This is a genomic window from Mesorhizobium sp. M8A.F.Ca.ET.208.01.1.1 (assembly GCF_004791315.1).
Lineage (GTDB): Bacteria > Pseudomonadota > Alphaproteobacteria > Rhizobiales > Rhizobiaceae > Mesorhizobium.
This window is the reverse complement of sequence record NZ_SRUT01000006.1, coordinates 61538-84071: the sequence shown is the minus strand read 5'-3', so window position 1 is coordinate 84071 and position 22534 is coordinate 61538. Positions and strand designations below refer to the sequence as shown.

23 protein-coding genes and 1 tRNA gene are annotated in these 22534 nt (G+C 63.4%); 6 read left to right on the top strand and 18 right to left on the bottom strand.

Features of this window, described 5'->3' with window-relative positions; translation table 11 throughout:
* Positions 1-39 precede the first annotated feature (39 nt).
* From EN851_RS24365 to EN851_RS24350, 4 genes are all read right to left on the bottom strand, one after another.
* Positions 40-741, bottom strand: a complete 702-nt coding sequence (locus tag EN851_RS24365; RefSeq protein ID WP_135930139.1) for a hypothetical protein — start codon at positions 739-741, stop codon at positions 40-42.
* A 72-nt stretch (positions 742-813) separates the two neighbouring features.
* A complete protein-coding gene (yihA, locus tag EN851_RS24360; protein WP_135930138.1) occupies positions 814-1473 on the bottom strand; it encodes a ribosome biogenesis GTP-binding protein YihA/YsxC in 660 nt (219 codons plus the stop codon).
* Positions 1470-2108 (bottom strand): CatB-related O-acetyltransferase, encoded by a 639-nt coding sequence (locus EN851_RS24355; RefSeq protein WP_189343552.1) that lies wholly within the window; start codon positions 2106-2108, stop codon positions 1470-1472. The genes yihA and EN851_RS24355 overlap by 4 nt, the downstream gene beginning before the upstream one ends.
* A gap of 122 nt (positions 2109-2230) precedes the next feature.
* Positions 2231-2605, bottom strand: a complete 375-nt coding sequence (locus EN851_RS24350; protein ID WP_245464381.1) for a hypothetical protein — start codon at positions 2603-2605, stop codon at positions 2231-2233.
* 116 nt (positions 2606-2721) lie between these two features.
* On the opposite strand from EN851_RS24350, the gene EN851_RS24345 reads away from it, so the two are divergent.
* From EN851_RS24345 to EN851_RS24335, 3 genes are read left to right on the top strand one after another with little or no spacing between them, the layout of a single operon-like run.
* A complete protein-coding gene (locus EN851_RS24345; protein WP_135917042.1) occupies positions 2722-3186 on the top strand; it encodes a MarR family transcriptional regulator in 465 nt (154 codons plus the stop codon).
* Positions 3179-4471 (top strand): HlyD family secretion protein, encoded by a 1293-nt coding sequence (locus tag EN851_RS24340; RefSeq protein WP_135930137.1) that lies wholly within the window; start codon positions 3179-3181, stop codon positions 4469-4471. Before EN851_RS24345 ends, EN851_RS24340 begins: the two co-directional genes overlap by 8 nt.
* Positions 4468-6015, top strand: coding sequence for a DHA2 family efflux MFS transporter permease subunit (locus tag EN851_RS24335; RefSeq protein WP_135930136.1), 1548 nt, complete (start codon positions 4468-4470; stop codon positions 6013-6015). The genes EN851_RS24340 and EN851_RS24335 overlap by 4 nt, the downstream gene beginning before the upstream one ends.
* A 197-nt stretch (positions 6016-6212) precedes the next feature.
* On the opposite strand, the gene EN851_RS24330 is transcribed toward EN851_RS24335, so the two are convergent.
* From EN851_RS24330 to rpmH, 4 genes are all read right to left on the bottom strand, one after another.
* On the bottom strand, positions 6213-6773 hold the full coding sequence (locus EN851_RS24330) for a fasciclin domain-containing protein (RefSeq protein ID WP_135930135.1): 561 nt from the start codon (positions 6771-6773) through the stop codon (positions 6213-6215).
* A gap of 180 nt (positions 6774-6953) precedes the next feature.
* Positions 6954-8765: a membrane protein insertase YidC gene (gene yidC / locus EN851_RS24325; RefSeq protein ID WP_135930134.1), complete on the bottom strand. Its 1812-nt coding sequence runs from the start codon at positions 8763-8765 to the stop codon at positions 6954-6956.
* Positions 8766-8779: 14 nt separating this feature from the next.
* Positions 8780-9133: a ribonuclease P protein component gene (gene rnpA, locus EN851_RS24320; RefSeq protein WP_127873309.1), complete on the bottom strand. Its 354-nt coding sequence runs from the start codon at positions 9131-9133 to the stop codon at positions 8780-8782.
* Between the two features lie 14 nt (positions 9134-9147).
* Positions 9148-9282 carry a 50S ribosomal protein L34 gene (gene rpmH / locus EN851_RS24315; protein ID WP_008833937.1) on the bottom strand — a complete coding sequence of 45 codons (135 nt, stop codon included), beginning with the start codon at positions 9280-9282 and terminating at the stop codon, positions 9148-9150.
* A gap of 277 nt (positions 9283-9559) precedes the next feature.
* Between rpmH and EN851_RS24310 the strand changes: the two genes are divergently transcribed.
* Together EN851_RS24310 and EN851_RS24305 are read left to right on the top strand one after the other, a co-directional pair.
* Positions 9560-11047, top strand: coding sequence for a HAMP domain-containing sensor histidine kinase (locus tag EN851_RS24310; RefSeq protein ID WP_127873310.1), 1488 nt, complete (start codon positions 9560-9562; stop codon positions 11045-11047).
* Positions 11048-11312: 265 nt separating this feature from the next.
* Positions 11313-11389: transfer RNA gene (locus EN851_RS24305), tRNA-Arg, on the top strand.
* Between the two features lie 256 nt (positions 11390-11645).
* Here the strand turns inward: EN851_RS24305 and EN851_RS24300 are convergent.
* The 9 genes from EN851_RS24300 to EN851_RS24260 all read right to left on the bottom strand — a co-directional run bounded on the left by EN851_RS24300 (position 11646) and on the right by EN851_RS24260 (position 20591).
* Positions 11646-12485 (bottom strand): DUF3313 domain-containing protein, encoded by an 840-nt coding sequence (locus EN851_RS24300; protein ID WP_135930133.1) that lies wholly within the window; start codon positions 12483-12485, stop codon positions 11646-11648.
* A 226-nt stretch (positions 12486-12711) separates the two neighbouring features.
* On the bottom strand, positions 12712-13341 hold the full coding sequence (locus EN851_RS24295; protein ID WP_189521927.1) for an isoprenylcysteine carboxylmethyltransferase family protein: 630 nt from the start codon (positions 13339-13341) through the stop codon (positions 12712-12714).
* Between the two features lie 103 nt (positions 13342-13444).
* A complete protein-coding gene (locus EN851_RS24290; RefSeq protein WP_135882751.1) occupies positions 13445-14719 on the bottom strand; it encodes an ATP-binding protein in 1275 nt (424 codons plus the stop codon).
* A gap of 1 nt (position 14720) precedes the next feature.
* Positions 14721-15407: a response regulator gene (locus tag EN851_RS24285; RefSeq protein WP_135930269.1), complete on the bottom strand. Its 687-nt coding sequence runs from the start codon at positions 15405-15407 to the stop codon at positions 14721-14723.
* A 221-nt stretch (positions 15408-15628) separates the two neighbouring features.
* Positions 15629-17287, bottom strand: coding sequence for an FAD-binding dehydrogenase (locus EN851_RS24280; RefSeq protein ID WP_135930132.1), 1659 nt, complete (start codon positions 17285-17287; stop codon positions 15629-15631).
* Between the two features lie 38 nt (positions 17288-17325).
* Entirely contained in the window at positions 17326-18312 is a 987-nt protein-coding gene (locus EN851_RS24275; protein ID WP_135930131.1) for a Gfo/Idh/MocA family oxidoreductase, read from the bottom strand.
* A gap of 114 nt (positions 18313-18426) precedes the next feature.
* Positions 18427-19002, bottom strand: a complete 576-nt coding sequence (locus EN851_RS24270; protein ID WP_135930130.1) for a YceI family protein — start codon at positions 19000-19002, stop codon at positions 18427-18429.
* 69 nt (positions 19003-19071) lie between these two features.
* Positions 19072-19641, bottom strand: coding sequence for a cytochrome b (locus EN851_RS24265; protein ID WP_135930129.1), 570 nt, complete (start codon positions 19639-19641; stop codon positions 19072-19074).
* A 59-nt stretch (positions 19642-19700) separates the two neighbouring features.
* The gene (locus EN851_RS24260) at positions 19701-20591 is read right to left on the bottom strand and encodes a LysR family transcriptional regulator (protein WP_135930128.1); all 891 of its coding nucleotides are present in this window, start codon (positions 20589-20591) and stop codon (positions 19701-19703) included.
* A gap of 96 nt (positions 20592-20687) precedes the next feature.
* On the opposite strand from EN851_RS24260, the gene EN851_RS24255 reads away from it, so the two are divergent.
* Positions 20688-21683 (top strand): aldo/keto reductase, encoded by a 996-nt coding sequence (locus EN851_RS24255; protein WP_127873317.1) that lies wholly within the window; start codon positions 20688-20690, stop codon positions 21681-21683.
* A 210-nt stretch (positions 21684-21893) separates the two neighbouring features.
* Here the strand turns inward: EN851_RS24255 and EN851_RS24250 are convergent, their stop codons facing one another.
* Positions 21894-22496, bottom strand: a complete 603-nt coding sequence (locus EN851_RS24250) for a nucleotidyltransferase family protein (protein ID WP_127873318.1) — start codon at positions 22494-22496, stop codon at positions 21894-21896.
* Positions 22497-22534: the final 38 nt, after the last annotated feature.

Genomic DNA, 22534 nt, shown 5'->3' with positions numbered 1-22534 from the left:
TCGGGTCGCATTTGGAGCGGCGGCACTCGAATCGGAGCTCTAGCGGGCGCGTTTCACGCGAAACTGCTTACGGTAGACGCCGGGTTCGGCAAGAACCTCGGCGACGGTTTTTTCATAGGAGGCTTTGCGTGTGACATCGAAGCTTTCGAAAACGAGTTCGGGCGCGGCGCGCGGCACGGGAAAGCATTGCGCAATCGGCGTGCCCTTCGCCAGCACGCCGGAGAAACCCTGGTCGGTCCAAATCGCCGGGAAATTGATGCCGGCGTCCTGGAAGTGATCCGAATCGACGACACCAGTCACCAGGCGGAAAGGAAGATCATCGCGGTTGACCGGATGGGTGGCGAAGAGGGACCAGCCTTCCTCCAACTCGATCGTCCAGAAACTGTTGAATTTTATCGCCGCCAGGCCATTCGACAACGGTGCGCCGGAGAGCTGTTCGGCGACATGGAAGCTGAGCGGCGAACGCGGGTGGCCCTTCGTTGACGGCTCGGCGATGTCCCACCGCCATTCAAAGGCCCCGTTCTCAACTGTCACATCGCATGGCAGCAGGATCATGAAGCCATGTGTCATCGCATCAACGAAGGGCGGACACTGTTTTACTGTCCTGATCTCTCGCCCATGGATTTCCGAATAGGCTTTCGGAGGCATCTTGCGGAGCCAGTCAGGCAGCACGCCACGCGCGGGAACCGGCCGGGGGAGCATTTCGGCAAGCGCGGGATCACAACGAAAAACGATACGCATCCGGTTGCCCTCGAACGGCACTGCGATGTTGACGGATTGCCAGGGCGCGGTCAACGTATGCGCGCACGACGACTAGCCGCCATTCGCCGCGAGCACGATGGCAGCCTGCAATTCCTCAAGGCCCTCGCCCTTTTCCGATGATGTCGCCAGCACGAACGGGAACGCCGCCGGACGCTTCTTGATCTTTTGCAGCGTCTCCTCGATCAGCCGCGGCACGCCGGCGGCCTTGATCTTGTCGGTCTTGGTCAGCACGATCTGGTAGGATACCGCCGCCTTGTCGAGCAGCGACAGCACCTCGTCGTCCTTGGCCTTGATGCCGTGGCGGGCATCGATCAGCACATAGACCCGCTTCAGCGTGACGCGGCCCTTGAGATAGTCGAAGACCAGCTTGGTCCACTCGTCGACTTTCTCCTTGGGCGCGGTGGCGTAGCCGTAGCCCGGCATGTCGACCAGCGCCATCGGCGGCAGGTCGGTGCCCTCGCCCGAAAATCCGTCCGGTACGAAATAGTTGAGTTCCTGCGTGCGCCCCGGCGTGTTGGAGGTGCGCGCCAGCCCCTTCTGGTTGACCAGGGCGTTGATCAGCGACGACTTGCCGACATTGGAGCGGCCGGCAAAGGCTATCTCCGGCGGCCCTTCCGGCGGCAGGAACTTCATGGCCGGCACGCCGCGGATGAAGATCCATCCGCGCGTGAACAGGTCGGTTTGGATCGCGGTGCTGGTGGGAACGTTCAAGCTGCTGCCTCCAGTAGAGAGATATCGGCGCTCCTGATGGCGTCGAGATTGCGGCCGATCTTGTCCACCGGCCAGTCCCACCATGCCACCGCCAGCAGCCGTCGGATCGTCCTGTCGTCGAAACGCATCTTGACCACCTTCGCGGCGTTGCCGGCAACGATCGCATAGGGCGGCACATCGTGCGTCACCACCGATTTGGCGGCGATGATGGCGCCATGGCCGATTTCCACACCGGGCAGGATCACGGCCTCCATGCCGATCCAGACATCGTTGCCGACCATCGTGTCGCCGCGCAGTTCCTTCGACCATGTCTGGGGGTCGAAACCCTTTTCCCAGCCATGGCCGAAAATGTTGAACGGATAGGTCGAGAAGCCGGACATGGCGTGATTGGCGCCGTTCATGATGAAGCGCGCGCCCTCGGCGATGGCGCAGAACTTGCCGATGATGAGCTTGTCGCCGATGAAGGGATAGTGATGCAGCACGCATTTTTCGGCGAATTTGTCCGGTCCGTCCGGGTCGTCATAATAGGTGAAGTCGCCGATCTCGATGTTCGGCTCTGTCACCAGAGGCTTCAGGAAGCCGACGCGCGTGTGCATCGGGATCGGGTGCTTGATGCTGGGGTTGGGTCCGTCCATGTCGAAGTCCGTCCAGGAAGTGATAGCCACGCGGATCCGCAATCCGCGCGCCTGGTCAAAATAACGTGATCCGCCCTATAGCACCAATCGGCTGACGAGCGAGCCTTCCTTGCCCGCCACGCTCATTTGTTGCCGCGGCAGATCACGATCGGGTTCGACAGCGCGCTGTCGAAACCACTGCCCTGATAGACCTGAACGTTCGACGCTCCGGGCGGCAGCATGAAGCTGCCTTCGACGACCTTCTGATCTCCCGCCATCGTGTGAAGATCCCAACTAAACGTGCAGAACTGCGGCGGGGCCTTGGGTTCGACATGGCTGCAGTTGAGCTGCGCGCCGCCCAGCATGGCGGCGCCGCCGCAGCTGACCGCATCCTTCGCGGCAGCGGCGCCGGGGCACCCAACGAGAGCCGTGAGAGCCGCGATCCTGATCCAATCCATCGCCAAAATCCTTGCCGGCAAATCCACATCACCACGCGGCTTTTGCATACCGTGGCCCATGCGTTTTTTCTTCCCCGGGGCTTAATCGGTCTTGCGCGGGGCGTCCAGCAGGATTATGTGCATGATGATAATAAGCATGCTCACGAAAAGTTGCCACCCGACCCCGACCTCCTCCCATGCCCTCTTCCCCCAATATCAGCTTCGTGCTGCACGACGTCGCGCGCCTGCTTCGCAAGCGGTTCGAGCAGCGGTCACGCGCATCGGGGCTGACCCGCGCCCAATGGCAGGTGCTGGCCTTCCTTTCGCTGCATGAAGGCATCCACCAGAACAAGCTCGCCGACCTCATCGAGATCGTGCCGATCACGCTCGCCCGGCTGCTCGACAAGATGGAGGCGCGCGGCTTCATCGAGCGCCGGCCCGATCCCGTCGACCGCAGGGCATGGCTGCTTTACCTGACACCGCGGGCCCGTCCGCTGCTCGAGATCATGCGCGGCAACGGCCAGAAAACACGAGACGAGGCCTTCGACGGCCTTTCGTCCGAAACACAGCAGCATCTGCTGCAAACCCTAAGCTTGATCAAATCCAATCTGCTCGCGGCTTGCACCCAGCCAGCCGTCGACCGGGAGAAAGTACATGGCTGAATCGACATCCCCCAAGAAGCCTGCCGGAGACGAAACACCGGCGGGTCGGACCGACCAGATTATCCAGCTCGACAGTGAGCGCGAACAGCGGCGGGCCAGCGCCGTCATCGAAAATGACGAACTGGAAGCGCCGGTCGCCCCGGAGCCGGCGGCGCTGGAGGCTCCGGCCAAGGAGCCGCCGCCACGGCAGGCCCCTGCCGCCGTCGCCCCTCCTGTTCCGGTCAAACCGAAGCGCAGCCTGACGCGGCCCGTCCTTTTTGCCCTGCTTCCCGTCGCGCTTGTCTTCGGCGGCTATTATTATGTCACCGGCGGTCAGCTGATGACGACCGACAATGCCTATATCCAGGCTCAGTCGCTCGGCGTCTCGACCGACGTCTCCGGCACGGTGCAGGAGATCGACGTGCATGAGAACCAGGCGGTCAAGAAGGGCGACGTGCTGTTTCGCCTGCGGCCGGCCTCCTTCGAGACCGCTCTCGCCGCCGCCCAGGCCCAGCTCGGCACCGTCCGCAACCAGGTGCTGACCCTGGAGGCGAGCTACCAGCAGTCGCTGTCGCAGATCGAGCAGGCGCAGGCCGACATTCCCTATTACGAAGCCGCCTTCCAGCGGCAGCAGGATCTGCTCAAGACCTCCACCGCCTCGAAGGCGTCTTTCGACAGCGCCCAGCACGATCTCGTCGCCGCGCGCCAGAAAGTGTCCGTCGCCAAGGCGCAGGCGCAGGCCACGCTCGCCCAGCTTGGCGGCGACGCCAACCAGCCGGTGGAGAAGAACCCCTTCTACCTCCAGGCCCAGTCGGGCGTCGACGACGCGCAGCGCAACCTCGCCGATTCCGTTGTCAAGGCACCGTTCGACGGCATCGTCACCAATGTCGACGCGCTGCAGGTCGGCAAGTACCTGCCGGCTTCGCAGCCGGCGTTCAGCCTGGTCTCGTCGACCGATCTGTGGATCGCGGCGGAACCGAAGGAAACCGAGCTGACCTATGTGCGTCCCGGGCAGACGGCGACGATCAGCGTCGACACCTATCCCGGTGCCGTCTGGCACGGCAAAGTTGCCTCGATCAGTCCCGCCTCGTCGTCGAGCTTCTCGCTGCTGCCGGCGCAGAACACCACCGGCAACTGGGTCAAGGTCGTGCAGCGCATCCCGATGCGCGTCACCATCGCTGACATCGACGGCAAACCACCGCTGCGCGGCGGCATGAGCGCCGTGGTCGACGTCGACACGGGCCATTCACGCGGCCTGCCGGACTTCGTCACCAATCTCATCGGCCTGTTCGGACAAAAGTCATGACCAGCGCGTCCGCGACAGGTGCCACGCCGGTGGTCGCCAATCGCGGCGCCATCACCGCCTGCGTGATCCTGGCCGTCATCATGCAGGCGCTGGACACGACCATCGCCAATGTCGCGCTGCCCTATATCCAGGGCAGCGTCTCGGCCAGCGCCGACCAGATCAACTGGGTGCTGACCTCCTACATCGTGGCGGCGGCGGTGATGACGCCGCCTTCCGGCTACCTTGCCAACCGCTTCGGCCGCAAGCGCATCCTGTTGACCTCGATCACCGGCTTCGTCGTCGCCTCGGTGCTGTGCGGTTTCGCGCAGTCGCTGCCGCAGATCGTCGGCTTCCGCCTGCTGCAGGGCCTGTTCGGCGCGGCGCTGGTGCCGCTGTCGCAGAGCATCCTGCTCGATATCTACAGCGTGGAAGAGCGCGGCTCCGCCATGGCGCTGTTCGGCGTCTCGGTGATGGTCGGGCCGGTGCTGGGGCCTGTCATCGGCGGCTGGCTGACCGAGAATGTCAGCTGGCGCTGGGTGTTCTACATCAACGTGCCGATCGGCGCGCTGGCCTTCGCCGGCGTGTCTCTGTACGTCTTGGAAACCAAGCTGGATTTCAAGGCAAGGCTGGATTGGCTGGGTTTCGGCATGCTCAGCATCACCATCGCCGCCTTGCAGATGTTTCTCGATCGCGGCGAGCAGCTCAACTGGTTCTCGTCATCCGAGATCCTCGTCGAGGCGCTGATCTGCGCTTCGGCCTTCTACATCTTCCTCGTCCACACCTTCACCGCCCGCAACACCTTCGTCAATCCGAGGCTGTTCCTCGACCGGAATTTCGCCGTCGGCATGATCTTCATCTTCATCATCGGCATCACCTATCTCGCCTCGCTGGCGCTGATGACGCCTTACCTGCAGACGCTGATGGGCTATCCCGTGGTGACGGCCGGCATCGTCATGGGGCCGCGCGGGCTTGGCACGATGGCCTGCATGTTCCTGGTCGGCAGGCTGACCGGCAAGGTCGACACGCGCTGGCTGCTGCTCATCGGCCTGCTGATCACCGCCTGGGCGATGTACGACATGACCGGCTGGACGCCTGACGTTTCGCAGTGGACCATCATCTCCACCGGCTTCATCCAAGGTGCGGGCTTGGGCTTCCTGTTCGTGCCGCTGACCACCATCACCTTCGCCACGCTGGCGCCGGAGCGGCGCGCGGAAGGCACCGGTCTTTACAATCTGTCGCGCAACATCGGCTCCAGTGTCGGCATATCGGTGGTCACCGCGCTTCTGACGCAGAATGTGCAGATCAACCACGCCAACATCGCCGCCTATGTGACGCCCTTCAACCAGGCGTTCAGCGATCCGGCGATCTTCCAGGCGATGAACCCTTATACCGCCGCCGGCCGCGCCGCGCTCGACGGCGTGGTGACGCTGCAGGCGACTGTTATCAGCTACATGAATGACTTCAAGCTGATGATGATCCTGTCGCTGGCGGCGATCCCGCTGGTGCTCCTGCTGCGCAAGCCGGGGACGCCGGCCAAGGTCGACCACAGCGCCGTCATGGAGTGATGTGGCGGAAGCGGTCGGGCTTCGAACGCCGAGGCAAAGCGCTCTCACCAAAAGAAACCGGGGCCCTGTGAGGGACGACAGGACCCCGGCCTCGCCGATACGGCTTCGCAAGAAACATGGCACCTCGTCATGAGGCGGGGATGGCGGACCGGGAAAGCCCCAACGATCCGCCGACGCCCCCTTTTCGCCGGAAGCCGCTACTTCGGCAACAGAACCTTGTTGACGACGTGAATGACGCCGTTCGACTGGTTGACGTCGGCGATCGTCACCTTCGACTCGCCGCCGGACTCGTCCATGATGTAGAGCTTGCCCTTCTTGACTTCGGCGGTGAGCGTGTCGCCCGAGACGGTCTTCATCTCGTATTTGCCGCCCATCGCCTTGGCCTTCTTTATCATCTCGGCGCCCGAAATCTTGCCGGCCACGACATGCGCGGTCAGCACCTTGGTGAGCTTGTCCTTGTTTTCGGGCTTCAGCAGCGTGTCGACCGTGCCGGCCGGCAGCGCCGCGAAAGCTTCGTTGGTCGGGGCAAACACGGTGAACGGGCCGGCGCCCTGCAGCGTGTCGACCAGGCCGGCGGCCTTGACGGCGGCGACCAGCGTTGTGTGGTCCTTCGAGTTGACTGCGTTCTGGACGATGTTCTTGGTCGCATACATCGCCGCGCCTCCGACCATGGGGTCCTTGGCATAGGCTGGAGCGGCGATTGCCGCGCTGACGACAAGTGCGGAAAGGGCGATGGTCTTGAGTGACGGCAAGCGCATGTGGTCTTCCTCCGGTGAGGGCTGATCGGAATTGATAGCCTTTGGAAATGCACACGCAGTCACGCCCCGCGAGCGGCTTCAGTTTCGCCGATCACGGGAACGTGAACAGAGGCTTGCCTGAACGAAAAAAGCGCCGGACGAGCCGGCGCTTTTGACATTGGGTTGTGTTCTCGAAGCCGGCTATTCCGCCGGCGAAGGTTTCTTGCGGAACAGCGCCACCAGATTGTCCCAGAGCTCGATCTTGGCGCCCTGGCGCTTCATGATCACGCCCTGCTGCAGGATCGACAGCGTGTTGTTCCAGGCCCAGTAAATGACCAGACCCGCCGGGAACCCGGCCATCATGAAGGTGAAGATGACGGGCATCCAGGTGAAGATCGCGGCCTGCGTCGGATCCGGCGGCGTCGGGTTCATGCGCATCTGCAGGAACATGGTGACGCCCATGATCAGCGGCCAGACGCCGATCATCAGCATGTGCGGCAGGGTGACCGGAACGAGGCCGAACAGGTTGAACAGCGAGGTCGGATCGGGCGCCGCCAGATCCTGGATCCAGCCGAAGAACGGCGCGTGCCGCATCTCGATGGTGATGTAGAGCACCTTGTAGAGCGAGAAGAAGACCGGGATCTGCAGCGCTACCGGCCAGCAGCCGGCGAGCGGATTGATCTTCTCGGTCTTGTACAGCTCCATCATCGCCTGCTGCTGCTTCATCTTGTCGTCCGCGTATTTCTCGCGGATCTCGAGCATCTTCGGCTGCACCTTCTTCATGTTCGCCATCGACGCGTAGGACTTGTTGGCGAGCGGGAAGAAGATGGCCTTGACGATGACCGTGGTGGCCAGGATCGCCAGGCCGAAATTGCCGAGGAATTTGTAGAGCGTGTCGATCAGCCAGAACATCGGCTTGGTGATGAAGTGGAACCAGCCCCAGTCGATCAAGAGGTCGAACCGCTTGATGTGGCGTTCTTCGGCATAGGCGTTGATCTTGGCGACTTCCTTGGCGCCGGCGAAGACCTCGGTCTCGACGGTCGCCGACTGGCCGGCCTCGACATTGATCGGGTCGGTCAGGAAGTCGGACTGGTAGCGGTGGCGGCCATCCTCGAAATAGGCATAGCGCGGCTGGAACGGCTGCTTCTCGGTCGGCACCAGCGTGACGGCCCAATATTTGTCGGTGATGCCGAGCCAGCCGTCGGTCGACTTGCCGGGCTGGTACTGCTTGTCCTTCTCGACCGACGCGTATTTGTGTTCCTGCAGGCCTTCCGTGCCGGTGAAGCCGATCAGGCCTTCATGCAGCACATAGGTGCTGGCGACGGCCGGCTTGTCGTAGCGCGTGACGCGGCCGTAGTTGAACAGCGAAACCGCGCTCGATCCGGCATTCTGCACCGTGTCCGACACCGTGAACATGTAATTGCCGTCGACGGAGAAGGTGCGCTTGAAGGTCAGGCCCTTGTCGTTGGTGTAGGTGAGCGTCACCGGCGTCGACGGCGTCAGTGTCGGATTGCCGTCGACCGTCCACGCCGTTTCCGCGCCCGGCACCGCGCCGGTCTTGTCGTTGCCGACAAACCCGATCTCGGCGAAATAGCCGGTCGGCAGCGCCTGCGGGTTGAGCAGCTCGATCTCGGGCGAATTCTTGTCGACGGTCTCGGTGTAGTGCTTGAGCTTGAGGTCGTCGAGGCGCGCGCCGGTCAAATTGATCGAGCCCTCGACGCTCGGCGTATCGATCTTGACGCGCTTCGAAGTCGCCAGTGCCTGGTCGCGGCCGGCCGCGGTGACGACGTCGCCGCCCGGCGCGTTGGGAATGGCGCCGGGAGCCGGGGCGGGCGTTGCCGCACCCGGGTTGGCCGCCTCGGCCGCTTTCTTCTGCTCTTCCACGCGCTGCTGCTCGATGCGAGCCGCCTCGCGTTGCTGCTCGCTGCGCGGCAGGACATAAAAATACTGCCACAGCGCCAGGATCAGCACCGACAGGGCGATGGTGATGAAGAAGTTCCGGTTGTTTTCCATCGAGAGCCCTTGGCCTATCGTGTTCCGCGAATCCGGCGGGAGAGTTCGGCCTTCAACTGGCCGAAGGGGGCGCGCAGCGCATCATCGCGCCCGACGATGACATAATCATTGCCGGGCACCATGTCATCTGCGGCATGGACGCGGACGGCCTCTTTCAGCCGCCGCCTGACGCGGTTGCGCACAACAGCGTTGCCGACCTTCTTGGTGACGGTGTAGCCGACGCGCGGCATCCCGCCGTCGCCGCGGTCGAGGACCTCGACGAGGAAAAACCGTCCGCGTCGCTTTTCACCACGACGGACGGCCAGGAATTCCGCGCGTTTCAGAAGCCGCTTGGGATTTTGCCCCACTGGCTTGCCGGTTGCGGGCAACGATCTCGTCTCGCTTAGGCGCTGAGCCGCTTGCGGCCGCGGTTGCGGCGAGCTGCGACGACCCCACGGCCACCCTTGGTGGCCATGCGAGCACGGAAGCCGTGCCGGCGTTTGCGGACGAGTTTGGACGGTTGGTAGGTACGCTTCATTTGTTTTAATACCGCGGGGTGCGGCCCTTCTTGATTCTGTCACTTTGTAACAGGAGCTTTGCCGGGCCGGTTTTGGCGCGATCGAAACCGCGCCGGGACGAATGGCCCGAGCGTGAGCGGGCTTATAGAAAGAAGGGTTTTGGAAGTCAATCCGGCGTCGGCGCGCTAAAGACGCACCTCTTTTGGAGCATCTATTTTTCCGACCAAGGGAGAAATTGGCAAAAAAGCCGTAATCGCCTAATCTTGGCTGATCAAGTGATTGTGAAGATCGAGTCGCATGAGCGAAGCCAGCCAAGCAGGGGAAGGGACCGGAACGGCATCAGCCGCCGTCCGCACGGTACCCCTGTCGCGCGGTTTGTCGACGAAGCTGCTGCTGCTCACCATCGTTTTCGTGCTGCTGGCCGAAGTGCTGATCTTCCTGCCCTGGATCGCCAGCTATAGGTTGAGCTGGCTCAAGGAGAGGCTGAGCACGGCCGCCGCCGTGTCGATCGTGCTGGTGCAGGGCGAGTCGACCTCGCTGTCGCGCACGGCCCAGAACGACGTGCTGATGGCCATCGGCGCCAAGGCGATCGCGGTGCGCGACGGCGGTGTCTCGCGGCTTCTGGTGGTGGCCGACATGCCGCCACAGGTCGACGAACACATCGATCTCGCCAGCGTCGGCATGGTCAAGGGCATGACCGGCGCGCTGGACACGCTGTTTTTCGGCGGCGACAGGATGCTGCGGGTTTTTGGACCGGTCGGCGACAGCGACAAGGAGTTCGAGCTGATCATGCCGGACTACTCCCTGCGCAAGGCCATGCTCATCTATTCGCGCAACGTCGCCTTCGTCTCGCTCCTGATCTCGCTGTTCACGGCCATGCTGGTTTATGCCGCGATCGACCTGATCATGATCGGCCCGATCCGCACCATGACGCGTTCGATGCTGTCCTTTTCCCAGGCCCCCGACGATCCTGGGCGGATCATTCACCCCGCCGATCGCGCCGACGAGATCGGCGTGGCCGAACGCGAACTGTCGCAGATGCAGGAGCGGCTGCAAAAGATGCTGGCCGAGCAGAAGCATCTGGCCGACCTCGGCCTCGCCGTATCGAAGATCAATCACGATATGCGCAACATTCTGGCCTCGGCCCAGCTGCTGTCGGACCGCCTGCGCCAGGTCAAGGATCCGACCGTGCAGGCCTTCGCGCCGAAACTGGTGCGCGCGCTCGACCGCGCCGTCGCCTATTCGGAGGGCGTGCTTCATTACGGCCGCACGCAGGAGCCGCCGCCCTCGCGCCGCAGGGTGCGGCTGCGCCAGCTTGTCGAGGACGTGCACGGCCTGCTGGCGATCGAGGAGGGCATCGAGTTCATCAACGCCGTCGAGACGGCGTTCGAGGTGGACGCCGATTCCGACCAGTTGTTCCGGGTGCTCACCAATCTTTGCCGTAACGCGGTGCAGGCGATGGCGGCCGATACCGAAAGCGCCGTGGTGCGCCGGCTGGCGGTCTCGGCCGAGCGCATGGGCAGTGTCAGCCGCATCGCCGTCACCGACACCGGCCCCGGCCTGCCGCCGAAGGCGCGCGAAAACCTGTTCGCCGCCTTCCGCGGCTCCGCGCGCAGCGGCGGCACCGGTCTTGGCCTGGCCATAGCGCATGAACTGATCCGCGCGCATGGCGGCACGGTGGAATTGGTCGAGTCGATTGGCGGGCGCACGACATTCGCCGTCACCATCCCCGACCAGCCGGTGCGCCTCGACCAGGCCCGTGGCAGCCTGCGCCGCCCGGCCTGACGGCTTCCGGCCGTTTGCTGAGGATTACTCGCCTTCCGGGCCCGCCTCTTCCCTGACCTTACCCGATTGTCCGCCGTCTGGATTCAGGCTGATCCCACGGCTCGAAGTGCCGGGATCGGCGCCGGCATCGCTGGATGACGGGCTTGCGACAAAACTTTTGCCGGATCGGCTTGCTTTTCGCAAATTCAGTCGTTAGGGAACTGCACACATTCGCGGCCGGTCTTTCGGATCGGATCGCGGGGCCGTCGAAAACATGGCCTGATGCGCGCCCGTAGCTCAGCTGGATAGAGCACCAGACTACGAATCTGGGGGTCAGGAGTTCGAATCTCTTCGGGCGCGCCATTTCGGTACAGAACTATGAGCGCCGACGCCGCCGATTCTTCGCTGGAAGCGGCAACGAGGGTTCGCAGCAGTTCCGAACTCGATCCCATGATCCATGATTGCGACCGCCGCCGCTGCCAATCTTGGACGTGCTTCTTCTAACTCTTTGTTTTTACGCAATTCCGGACGAAAAGCCGCTACACGCTTTTCCTGGAACGGCTCTAGATTGCTCGAAGTGCGGCAGAGCGCCGCTTCTCGCGACAGATATCCGCTATCGCTAGCGGGAGACCGCGGCGCCCTTGTCCGTCCAGGTGGGCGGCAGGCCGAAGCGGGCGGCGACCATTCCCGGAAGGCCGGGAGCCGTTCCGAACGTCTTGCAGGCATCGTATTTCGGATCACCGCCGAGCGAGGCCCGCAGTCTTTGCATCGATGGTATCGCCGGCATTCCCTTGAACGGGTCCTTGCCCTTGAGCAGCATGCGGCTGAAGTCAGCGGCGAAGGCCGAAGAGAGGGAATACGCATCCCCCACCGTGGACACCCGAGCCTTGGTCGTGATTATGTTTGCACCGCGCGACCAGAGCATGGCTGCCTTCGGGGAACTGTCCTTGTCGACGGCCTCGGCCTCGATGGCCAGGCCGCCGAGGCCGATCGGAAGCCGGGGGACTGGAACGCCGAGCCCCGCCACCGAGGCGCCGAGCGACGCAACGACGGAACCCGCCGCCGCCGTACGATTGGTCGCAACGATGTCGGTGACGGTAGCGTGGACGATGAGGTCCGCCGGCAGGCTCGGGGCCACGACCTGGAAGCGGTCGCTAAGGTCAGTGCAGAGCGCCCGGTCGACCGCGTTGGCGACGAGCGCCAGGTCTTTGGGATCGAAGCCACTGCTGCCGATCTGCGTCGCGGTCGGTACAATGCGCACGGTCTGTGCGGCGAGCAACGGCGCCGGATCCACACGCAATCTCGCTTTTGCGAGGATGCCCGTGGATGGGCTCATTCCGGCGTAGGAACTGAGGGACGTGCCCTGGGGCAAGGGCACACTCGTGCACGCGGACAACCACAGGGCCGCGCAGAGCGCTGCTCGCGGCCGCATTTCAAGTCGTCGAAGCTTCAGGATCATTGTCAAATCGTCTGAACCGGCATCATGGGTTCAGCTCTAGCGGCCCCAGCGTTAATCGCGGTAAAGGCAGTGTAAAGTTGGGTAAAACCCACGATCGGCACGGATCTTCAGCCGGCGCATACGTCGCCGGAAGCGCCGGCGTGATGGTGCGGCCAGCGGGGCGTTTCGCCTCAGAACCGTACGCGGGCCGGAGGAAACTTGTTTCATCGGGCCGGCAGCCCAGCCATCAAAAGAGGTGCAGTATTGGTTTGAGGAGCTTTGCGGATTGCAACGACTCGATGAGTTCGGACCCGGGGATTGCAAGGAGAAAGCAGGAACTGTCGATAGCGGTACGCTTCAGCGCAACCGGGTTGAACGTCCTGGGCAATTGATGCGCGACGTCGCCAACGCTTCGTCCGAAGCGAGGGAGGAAGGCGGGCACCTCATGGCAATATTCCCGGTAGGCATCGCCAAAAAGCCCGTCAAGAGCAATCGATTCGCGGCCTGAGACATAAGCGAATACCAGATACCCAAACAGGAAGTAGAAGGCCGCAATCGCCACTGACCCGAAAATCAGGCCGATGCCGGCAAGCCCTAGGGAAGAAAAGAAGTACAGCGGATTGCGGGTGTGGTTATAAGGGCCGTTCGTTATGAGTTCCCGGTTCTTGCGTCCGCCTATATACAGCGATGCCCAGCACCGACCGGCGACACATATTATGATAAATGCGGAGCCAATAAGCTCCATGCCTTGGCGAGGAAGAGTCTCCGGCGGCCAGGCGCTCTGCGACAATAGGACCGGCGTCAAAAGTAATGGCACGGCCAGCCAGAGGAACCGCATCCTCTTGCCCTGCTGAAACACCGTCGTGGTCACCGACATCAGTCCACTCTCTCGCATTTGAAGAACCGGGGTCGCGGTCCAGCTTTAGCGATGCCAGCGTTAATGGCGGTAAAGGCAGTGTAAAGTTGGGTAAACCTTGCCATCAACCTCGATCGTTGGCCGGCTGCCGAGGAATCTCCAGCATGATGGCCAAGCCGCCGACGTCCGGCAGCGACGCGTAAACGCGCCCGCCATGGCGCTCGATTGCCTGTCTCGCGATCGCAAGGCCAAGACCGTACCCGCCTCTGGGTGCCGCGTCGTTGCCGCGGGAGAATGGCTGGAAGATTCGTTCGAGTTCGTCTCGCCTGACGCCCGGCCCCTGATCCACGACGCACACCTTGAGGAGGTGTTCCGTGGTCTCGCATTGCACGATGATTTGCGAATGTTCGGCGGTGTATTTGACGGCGTTGCGAATGACGTTTTCCAGCGCCCGGCAGATCAGCTCGCCTTCGACCTCGGCAAGAAAGCTGTCGTCGACATTGGTGGTGATCGAAACCTGGCGTGCCTGGGCTTCGAACGCCGCGTCGCTCAGGATTTCGTTCAGGAGATCGATGACGTCCAGCCTCTGTGTCGACAGAGGGAGGCGGGAACCGGCCGTCAGCCTGGCGAGCGTCAGCACTTCGCCGACCAGCGCATCGAGCCGTTCGATCTCCCGGTCCATGCGATCCAGCATGGCATCGAGTTTGCCCGGACTCTGCCGAAGGACACCCCCAACGGCTTGCAGACGTGACAGCGGGGAGCGCAGCTCATGGGACACGTCGTGGAAAAGTCTCTGCTGTGCCTCCTGCAGCTCCTGCAACCGCGCGGCGCTGGAATCGAAATCATGCGCGAGCGCGGAGACCTCGTCCTTCCGGCCTGCCATCTTGTGTCCGATGCGGACGTCGAAGCGGCCATGGGCGAGCGCGCTCAGGCCGTCGCGAAGGTGCACGACGGGACGAATGAGATATCGGGCGAGCGCGGCCGCCGATATCGCGCTCGAAATCAGAATACCGAGCCCTGGTACGAACGGACCAAGCTTGTCGAGAATGACGCTGTATTGCCGAGGCACGGAGATCCGGTAGCAACTCCCGTCCTTCAGGACGGTTCTTGTCTCCGCCGTGCTCCTATCTGTGCATGCGCCGGATCCCGCGATCTCGGAGATCGTGAGGCCGACCGGCACCGTGTCCTCGCTTGCACGGGCAAAGCGCCGAGCGGCATCTTCACCGTCCTTGACAAGGAGGTTTTCAGTCAGGTCGAGGACGACTTCCTGCTTCTGGCGTTCCAGTTTCGAAGCGGAAGGAAGCGTCTGAAAGAAGTCGAGCGTTAGGACTATGATCGCGACGGACGCGGCAAGCGTCAGCCAGGTTATCGCGAAGAACTTCTTGAACAGCCGGGGCATGTCAGTCCAAAAGAAGTTGATAGCCTTGGCCGCGAACAGACCTTATCCATGACTGTCCATCGTCCCTGAGGCCGAGCTTCTGACGCACGCTGCTGATATGGACGTCGATGCGGCGATCGAACGGGGCTAGCGGCTTTCCAAAAGCCCGTTTCGAGATGTCTTGCTTCGGCACCAACTGACCGGCATGGCGAGCGAGAACTTCGAGCAGGCTGAACTCCGTACCGGTAAGCTCTAGCAGCTGCCCGTCCCATTCGGCGGTTCTGTTGCCCGGATGGATCACCAGCCGTCCGGCTCTCAGCGTGTCAGTGGACGCGCCGACCGCGGGCTGGTTCGCACGGCGAAGGATCGCGCGCACTCGGGCCGCGAGCTCTCCCGGCGAACAGGGTTTTGTCACATAGTCGTCGGCGCCGAGGTTAAGGCCCGATATCCGGTCGATGTCATCGCCTCTTGCCGTGAGCAGCAGCACCGGAACCTGGCTCAGCTTCCTGATCCTTTGCAGGACCTCGATCCCGTTCATTCGGGGCATCATGATATCGAGCACGATCAGGTCCGCCGCGTTGCGCGCGGCGGCGGCAATCGCCGTGCCGCCGTCCGTGCCTGTCGCTACGTCATACCCTTCTTCGACCAGGTATTCCTGCAGCAGCGTCGTCAACTCGACATCGTCGTCGATGAGGAGGACCTTGTTCATTCCATTCCGTCCGTCATTCATGCCGGCCCCTAAGGCACAAATGCGGGCGGGCGGCGGGATTTTACCCAACTTAACACAACTTGACTGCGTTTAACGTTCACCCGGCCAAGCATGGAGCGGCGACACGGGTCGCGTTCAACCACCGCTGCGGTTCGTCGGTTGCACGGCCGATGTCGTCGGCCTTGCCATGCCTGGCCAAAGGCCTGCAAGACGCCGCCATCTCACCCCACCGAACGTGCCGCTGCCCGGCCCGCGCTGCGGCCCGAGAAGATGCAGCCACCCAGGAACGTGCCTTCGAGCGCCGCGTAGCCGTGCACGCCGCCGCCGCCGAAACCGGCGGCTTCACCGACGGCATAGAGGCCCGGTACCGGCTGGCCGTCGGGACCCAGCACGCGGCTGTCGAGATCGGTCTGCAGGCCGCCCAGCGTCTTGCGGGTCAGGATGTTGAGGCGCACCGCGATCAGCGGTCCGTTCGCCGGGTCGAGCATCTTGTGCGGCTTTGCCGTGCGGATCAGCCGGTCGCCAAGATAGGCGCGCGCGCCGCGCAGCGCGGTGATCTGCATGTCCTTGGAGAACGGGTTGTCGAGCTGCATGTCGCGGGCGCGGATCTCGCGCTCGACCCCTGCTACATCGAGCAGCGGTTCGCCGCCGGCCAGCGCGTTCATGCGCGCCACCAGCTTCGAAAGATCGGCCTCGACGATGAAATCCTCGCCCTTTTCCATGAACGCCTTGACGGGACCGGGGATGCCCGACGTGGCGCGGCCGAGCACCTGGCGCCAGCTTTTTCCCGTCAGATCGGGGTTCTGTTCCGAGCCCGACAGCGCGAATTCCTTCTGGATGATTTTCCTGGTCAGGATGAACCAGGAATAATCGAAGCCGGTACTCATGATGTGGCTGAGCGTGCCCAGCGTGTCGAACCCGGGATAAAGCGGCACCGGCAGGCGTTTTCCCCGGGCATCGAGCCACAGCGAGGACGGTCCGGGCAGGATGCGGATGGCATGATCGGTCCAGATCGGCGCCCAGTTCTTGATGCCCTCGACATAGTGCCACATACGGTCGCGGTTGATGATCGAGCCGCCGGCCTGTTCCGATATGGCCAGCATGCGGCCATCGACATGGTCGGGCACGCCCGTGATCATGCGCTTCGGTGCCGTGCCCAGCCGCTTGGGCCAATTCTCGCGGACAAGCTGATGGTTGGCGCCAATGCCGCCGGAGGCGACGATCACCGCCTGGGCATGCAGTTCGAAGTCGCCTGACACATCGCGCGAACTCTTGTGGCCACGCTCGACAGTGCTCGGCTGCAGGATGTCGCCACGCACGCCGGTCACGGCCGCACCCGTCCGCGTCAGCTCATTGACCCGATGGCGGAACCTGAAGTCGATCAATCCGCGCTTTTGCGCCTCGCGCACGCGCTGGACGAACGGCTCTAGCACGCCGGGACCGGTACCCCAGGTGATGTGGAAGCGCGGCACCGAATTGCCATGGCCGATGGCATTGCCGCCGCCGCGTTCGGCCCAGCCGACGACAGGAAAGAATTTCAGGCCGCGCTGCAGGAGCCAGGAGCGCTTCTCGCCGGCGGCAAAGCCGACATAGGCCTCCGCCCATTTGCGCGGCCAGAAATCCTCCGGCCGGTCGAAAGCGGCGGTGCCCATCCAGTCCTCGAGCGCCAGATCATGGGAGTCGCGGATGCGCATGCGCCGCTGCTCCTGCGAATCGACCAGGAAAAGCCCGCCGAACGACCAGAACGCCTGGCCGCCCAGCGATTGCTCCGGCTCCTGGTCGACGATGATGATTTTCTTGCCGGCCTCGGCAAGCTCGGCGGCGGCAACCAGACCGGCAAGGCCGGCGCCGACAATGATGACATCCGCGTCGTCAGCCATTTTTCCTCCCAGGATTAGCCGGCTATTTAATGCGGGTCTCAGACGGTCTCCCAGCCGCCCGTGTCGCCGGCGCGGAAGATGGCGTCGATGACTTTCTGGTTGAGCACGGATTCTTCCAGCGTGAAAACCCGCTCCTTGCCGCCTTGCGCCGCCCGCGCGAAGGTCTCGACCTCCAGCCTGTATTGCTGCGTCCCGGGAAAGCGGAACACCTGCGCCTCGGTGTGATTCTGGTTGTGCAGTTCGACGCGGTGATGGTCGTACAGCCCGGCATTGAAGGGCGAGAATACTTCGATGAAACCCTTCTCACCATGGAACACCATCACCTGGCGTGCCGCCATCTGGGTCGACAGGTAGAAGGACAGTTCGAAATCGCCGAAATCGGCGCGGATCGAGGAATAGATGTCGGTGCCGAATGTCCTGTCGCGCTCGATCGTTGCCTGTACGCGCAGCGGCTCCTTGCCGGTCGAAAAGCGCGTCGACACGGTCGGGTAGACGCCGATGTCGGGCAGCGCGCCGCCGCCGAGATCGAGCTTGTTGCGCATGTTGTTGGGATCGACATTGTAATAGGAGAAAGCGCCCTGCACATGGCGCAGCCGGCCGATGGCGCCGCTGGCGATGAGATCACGCACCTTGATCCATTGCGGATGGTAGATGACCATGAAGGCTTCGCAGACCAGCACCTTCTTGGCGTCACGCAGCTTGATCAGGGGCGCGATGTTCTTGGCGTCGAGCGCCAGCGGTTTTTCGACCAGCACATGCTTGCCGGCCTCGATGGCCTTGGCCGTCCATTCGACATGCTGCGACGTCGGCAAGGGGATATAGACGCCGTCGACTTGGTCGGAAGCGAGCAGCTCCTCATAGGAGCCGAAGGCATGGCGCGCGCCGAAGCGGTCGCCCAATGCCTTGGCCTTCGACAGGTCGCGGCTGGCGATCGCCGACAGAACGCCGTTCTCCGCCTCGACGATTGCCGGCAACAACTGCTCGCGGCCGATCTTGGCCGTCGACAAAACACCCCATCGGAACATCGCGCTTCTCCATGTCGGTTACAGGCAAGGAGGTTTGCCTGAAATCGCCGGAAAAGCCAATGCGGGTGCTCTGTTCCCCGCCCCTCGAAACTGTGGCGAGGAACCAGGTCGCGCCTAGCCCCTTCTCCCGGTCAGCGCCATGTCGAAATCGACGACATTGGAATAGAGCGGCGTGCCGACATCCATGCCGTAGCGCGAGCGCAGCACCTTGCCGGTGACATGGAATTTGATCGTGCCACCCTTCAACCCGTCGAGTTCGGCGGTGAATTTTTCCGGAAACGTCTTGCCGCGCGCCGTCAGCCGGCCGGTGACGAGCGCCGTCGTGTCACCGGTCCGGCTCACGCTTGTCGAGCGGAACTGGATTTCGGGACTGTTGGCCGCATCGAACACCGCGTCGGAGCGCAGGAAGGCATCGATGCGGCCTTGGCCGGTGCCGACGCTTTCGGGATAGATGGTGAGGTCGACCTTCGAGCGCCCGACATCATCGTTGTCGATGCGGATCGTGCCCTTGAAACGGGCAAAGGCGCCATCGAAGCCGCCGCCGCCGGCCTTGCCGATGGTGAAGCGGATCGCGGAACCAGCCTGGCTGATCGTATAGCTGCCGGCGGCATCGCCGAGTACGACTGCCGCATAGACGGGCATGGCAAGACAAGCGGCGGCAGCCGCCAATCCGAGGATTCGCGCACGCATTGGATTGTTCCTTGTTCGGAGGCAACGCTCTCTCGCGTCCTCACCCCACCAACGAGATCAAGGCCCGTTCTATTCCCCGGTTGACGAAGGCGTGATCATGCGTGTCAGCACGCTGTCGCGCAGCAGGAAACGATGGCGCAGGGCCGCGCAGACATGCAGCGCAACCAGCGCGATGCCGGCATAGGCGAGATACCAGTGCGCCGACGCCCAAAAACTTTCGGCGGCGTCGGATTCGGGTAGCGGCAGGTTGGGCATGACGAACAGGTGGAACGGCATGCTGGGGATTTCCAGGGTCGAGACCGAAACCAGCGCCCAGCCGGACAGAGGCAGGGCCAGCTGGAAGACATAGAGCGCCAGATGCGCCAACGGCGCGGAGCGGCGCTCCAGGGCGCCGACAGAAGGCGGCAAGGGCGGTGCGGCGTTGCCGAGCCGCCAGGCGATACGCAGGATGATGAGCCCAAGCAGCAGAAAGCCCAGTGATTTGTGCAGCTGGATCAGCTCGAAGGCGGTACGCTGGCTCTGGGTCCTGACCATGACGAAGCCGAGTGTGAACTGGCCGATGAAGATGATCCCGATCAGCCAGTGGAGGACGATGGTTGCCCAGCCATAGCGGGTCGTGGTGTTGGTGATGGTCTGCATGGGAGGCGAACGTTGGCGCGGTCAGCTTTCTTCCCCTTGCCGCCAAGGGGCAGAGTTGCCTACCCGCTCACCCTGAAGAAATCGACGAAAGCCCTCAGCGCCGGCCGCATCTGACGGCGGCTGGGGTAATAGACGAAGAATCCCTCAAAGGGCGGGCACCAGTCCTCCAGCACGCGGACCAGCCGGCCGTCGGCGAGCGGCGCGCGGACATAGTCCTCGAAGACGAAGGCGAGCCCGGCGCCGTCGACCGCCGCCTGGGCGATCAGATGGTCCTCGTCGAGGATCAGCGGTCCTTGCGCGGCAATTTCGATCTCCTCGCCGTCCTTCTCGAATTCCCAGCGGTAGAGGACGCCGCTGGAGAAACGGAAGCGGATGCAGCGATGGTCGGCAAGCTCGCGCGGATGGCGAGGTTTCGGCATCGTCGCGAAATAGGACGGCGCGCCGACGACGGCGCCGCGAAGATCGGGCCCGATGCGCACCGCGATCATGTCGCGCTGCAGGCTTTCGCCGAGCCGCACGCCGGCGTCGAAACCGCCTTCGACCACGTCGGTGAAGCGGTCCTCGATGACGATCTCCAGCACGATCTCGGGATAGGCGGCGGCAAAGGCGCCGAGCCGCGGCGTCAGCGTCAGATGCGCAGCCGTGCGCGGGACGGTCAGCCGCAGATTGCCGGCAGGCCGGTCGCGCGCCTCGACGGCCGTTTCCAGCGCCAGGTCGATCTCGGACAGCGCCGGCCGCAAACGTTCAAGCAGCCGTGCGCCTTCCTCGGTCGGAGCGACGCTGCGCGTGCTGCGCGCCAAAAGGCGCACGCCAAGCCGTGCTTCCAGGCTGGAGACTGCGTGGCTGACCGCCGAAGGCGCGATCGCCAGTTCCCTGGCCGCGCCGCGAAAACTGCCGCATTGGGCAACGGTTGCCAGCACCGCAAGCTGTGAGAGATGCGCTCGGTTCATTGATCTATTTCTTGGAACGACCCGTACTAAGAAGAGCCGATTATCGAACGGACCGCAAGGCATTATTTCTGCCGCATCACAACAAGGAGACGCGTGATGAAAACCCGCAAACTCGGTACTGAACTCGAAGTCTTCCCGGTCGGCCTTGGTTGCATGGGCATGAGCTTTGCCTATGGCGGCCAGCCGGAAGCCGAGGCGATCGCCACTCTGCACCGCGCCGTCGAGATCGGTGTCACCTTCTTCGACACGGCGGAGGTCTACGGCCCCTTCGAGAACGAGATCCTGCTCGGCAAGGCGCTGAAATCGGTTCGCGGCAAGGTGACGATCGCGACCAAATTCGGCTTCAAGATCCTGGAGGAAGGCACCGGCATGGATCGCATGGCCGGTGTCGACAGCCGTCCCGAGCACGTCAAGGCTGTTGCCGAGGCGTCGCTGAAGCGGCTTGGCACCGATGTCATCGACCTCTACTACCAGCACCGTGTGGATCCGAACGTGCCGATCGAGGATACGGTCGGCGCCATGGCAGAGCTGGTGCGTGAGGGCAAGGTGCGGGCGCTGGGCCTGTCGGAGGCGAGCGCCGCCACCATCCGCCGGGCACACGCCGTACACCCGATCGCGGCCGTGCAGAGCGAATATTCGCTGTGGAGCCGCGACCCTGAAGACGATGTCTTCGCTGTCTGCCGCGAGTTGGGCATCGGCTTCGTGCCCTACAGCCCGCTCGGCCGCGGCCTGCTCACCGGCACCATCGCCAAGCCGGAGACCTTGAGCGACGATGACTGGCGCCGTGTCCTGCCGCGCTTCCAGGCCGATGCCATGGCCGCCAATGCCGAGGTGATCGCCACGCTGGAAAAGATGGCGGCCGACAAGGGCGTCACCTCGGCGCAACTGGCGCTGGCCTGGGTGCTGCACCAGGGCGACTTTATTGTCCCCATCCCTGGTGCACGAAAAATCCGCCATCTCGAGCAGAACACGGCGGCGGCCGCGATCGAGCTAAGTGCGGCCGAGGTGGCGGCGATCGGCGATGCGCTGTCACCGGATAAGGTGATGGGCAAGCGCTATACGGAGGAACTGCTGACGCTGGTGAATGGGTAGATTTTTCGGCATCCGCTAGCTTTCAGACGCTGGCGCGAGGCGCCCCCTCTGTCCTCCGGGACATCTCCCCCACCAGGGGGAGATTGGATGTCATTTCGGCCTTCGCCAATCGCCGACGTCGAAAGAGGGCGAGACCGCCAAGCTGCCGATCTCCCCCCAAGTGGGGGAGATGGCCGGCAGGCCAGAGGGGGGGCGCCTTGCGCCAGCGCCCTACCAAGGCACCACCGTAATCTCCGGCCAGTTCTCCTTTGCCCGCGCACCCTTCACTTCATGCGTCCGCTGGTTGTCCATCACCCGGTTCGGCGTGATGCGAAACGAGAAGAGATCGTCGAGTCCGAACGGCGCCACCAGCTCCAATTGCCCATCGGCGCCGTAGCGCACCCCGACCGCATGTGTCTTCGAGGCGAAATAGCTGACGGACTCACTGGAACTCGTATAACGCGGGCAGGGCTGTCCGAACTTCCGCGGATACCACAGATGCACGCGGGCCTGGTTGCGCACTTCGACCGGCAGCGGCAGTCCCTCGAAATACCGAGCCGCCCGGCGGATCACCGCGTCCTCTGCCTCATAGGACAGGTCGGAGTCGTCGAAATAGAAGAGGTCGACATCCCTGATGCCGTAGCCCGACGACTTGCCGGTCAGCTGGTTCCAGACGCTGTTGTAGAGCGCGCCGGAAACCACCAGCCAATCCGGCAAGGCAAACGCGCGCACTCGTGCCAGCGTTTCGACAAGCAGCGGATCAGCCTCGACGATGCCGAGAAACGCACTTCGTTGTTTCTCAAACGGGAGCCCGGAATGACGCAGATGGTTCATCACCCTTTGGAGGGCGATTCGCCATCTACCCGCAATCC

What these genes read in the sequence shown, in the direction of transcription:
- EN851_RS24365 (WP_135930139.1), bottom strand. Translation starts at nt 741, where the DNA reads ATGCGTATCGTTTTTCGTTGTGATCCCGCGCTTGCCGAAATGCTCCCC.
- EN851_RS24355 (WP_189343552.1), bottom strand. Translation starts at nt 2,108, where the DNA reads ATGGACGGACCCAACCCCAGCATCAAGCACCCGATCCCGATGCACACG.
- EN851_RS24350 (WP_245464381.1), bottom strand. Translation starts at nt 2,605, where the DNA reads ATGGGCCACGGTATGCAAAAGCCGCGTGGTGATGTGGATTTGCCGGCA.
- EN851_RS24345 (WP_135917042.1), top strand. Translation starts at nt 2,722, where the DNA reads ATGCCCTCTTCCCCCAATATCAGCTTCGTGCTGCACGACGTCGCGCGC.
- EN851_RS24340 (WP_135930137.1), top strand. Translation starts at nt 3,179, where the DNA reads ATGGCTGAATCGACATCCCCCAAGAAGCCTGCCGGAGACGAAACACCG.
- EN851_RS24335 (WP_135930136.1), top strand. Translation starts at nt 4,468, where the DNA reads ATGACCAGCGCGTCCGCGACAGGTGCCACGCCGGTGGTCGCCAATCGC.
- EN851_RS24330 (WP_135930135.1), bottom strand. Translation starts at nt 6,773, where the DNA reads ATGCGCTTGCCGTCACTCAAGACCATCGCCCTTTCCGCACTTGTCGTC.
- yidC (WP_135930134.1), bottom strand. Translation starts at nt 8,765, where the DNA reads ATGGAAAACAACCGGAACTTCTTCATCACCATCGCCCTGTCGGTGCTG.
- rpmH (WP_008833937.1), bottom strand. Translation starts at nt 9,282, where the DNA reads ATGAAGCGTACCTACCAACCGTCCAAACTCGTCCGCAAACGCCGGCAC.
- EN851_RS24310 (WP_127873310.1), top strand. Translation starts at nt 9,560, where the DNA reads ATGAGCGAAGCCAGCCAAGCAGGGGAAGGGACCGGAACGGCATCAGCC.
- EN851_RS24300 (WP_135930133.1), bottom strand. Translation starts at nt 12,485, where the DNA reads ATGATCCTGAAGCTTCGACGACTTGAAATGCGGCCGCGAGCAGCGCTC.
- EN851_RS24295 (WP_189521927.1), bottom strand. Translation starts at nt 13,341, where the DNA reads ATGTCGGTGACCACGACGGTGTTTCAGCAGGGCAAGAGGATGCGGTTC.
- EN851_RS24290 (WP_135882751.1), bottom strand. Translation starts at nt 14,719, where the DNA reads ATGCCCCGGCTGTTCAAGAAGTTCTTCGCGATAACCTGGCTGACGCTT.
- EN851_RS24285 (WP_135930269.1), bottom strand. Translation starts at nt 15,407, where the DNA reads ATGAACAAGGTCCTCCTCATCGACGACGATGTCGAGTTGACGACGCTG.
- EN851_RS24280 (WP_135930132.1), bottom strand. Translation starts at nt 17,287, where the DNA reads ATGGCTGACGACGCGGATGTCATCATTGTCGGCGCCGGCCTTGCCGGT.
- EN851_RS24275 (WP_135930131.1), bottom strand. Translation starts at nt 18,312, where the DNA reads ATGTTCCGATGGGGTGTTTTGTCGACGGCCAAGATCGGCCGCGAGCAG.
- EN851_RS24270 (WP_135930130.1), bottom strand. Translation starts at nt 19,002, where the DNA reads ATGCGTGCGCGAATCCTCGGATTGGCGGCTGCCGCCGCTTGTCTTGCC.
- EN851_RS24265 (WP_135930129.1), bottom strand. Translation starts at nt 19,641, where the DNA reads ATGCAGACCATCACCAACACCACGACCCGCTATGGCTGGGCAACCATC.
- EN851_RS24260 (WP_135930128.1), bottom strand. Translation starts at nt 20,591, where the DNA reads ATGAACCGAGCGCATCTCTCACAGCTTGCGGTGCTGGCAACCGTTGCC.
- EN851_RS24255 (WP_127873317.1), top strand. Translation starts at nt 20,688, where the DNA reads ATGAAAACCCGCAAACTCGGTACTGAACTCGAAGTCTTCCCGGTCGGC.
- EN851_RS24250 (WP_127873318.1), bottom strand. Translation starts at nt 22,496, where the DNA reads ATGAACCATCTGCGTCATTCCGGGCTCCCGTTTGAGAAACAACGAAGT.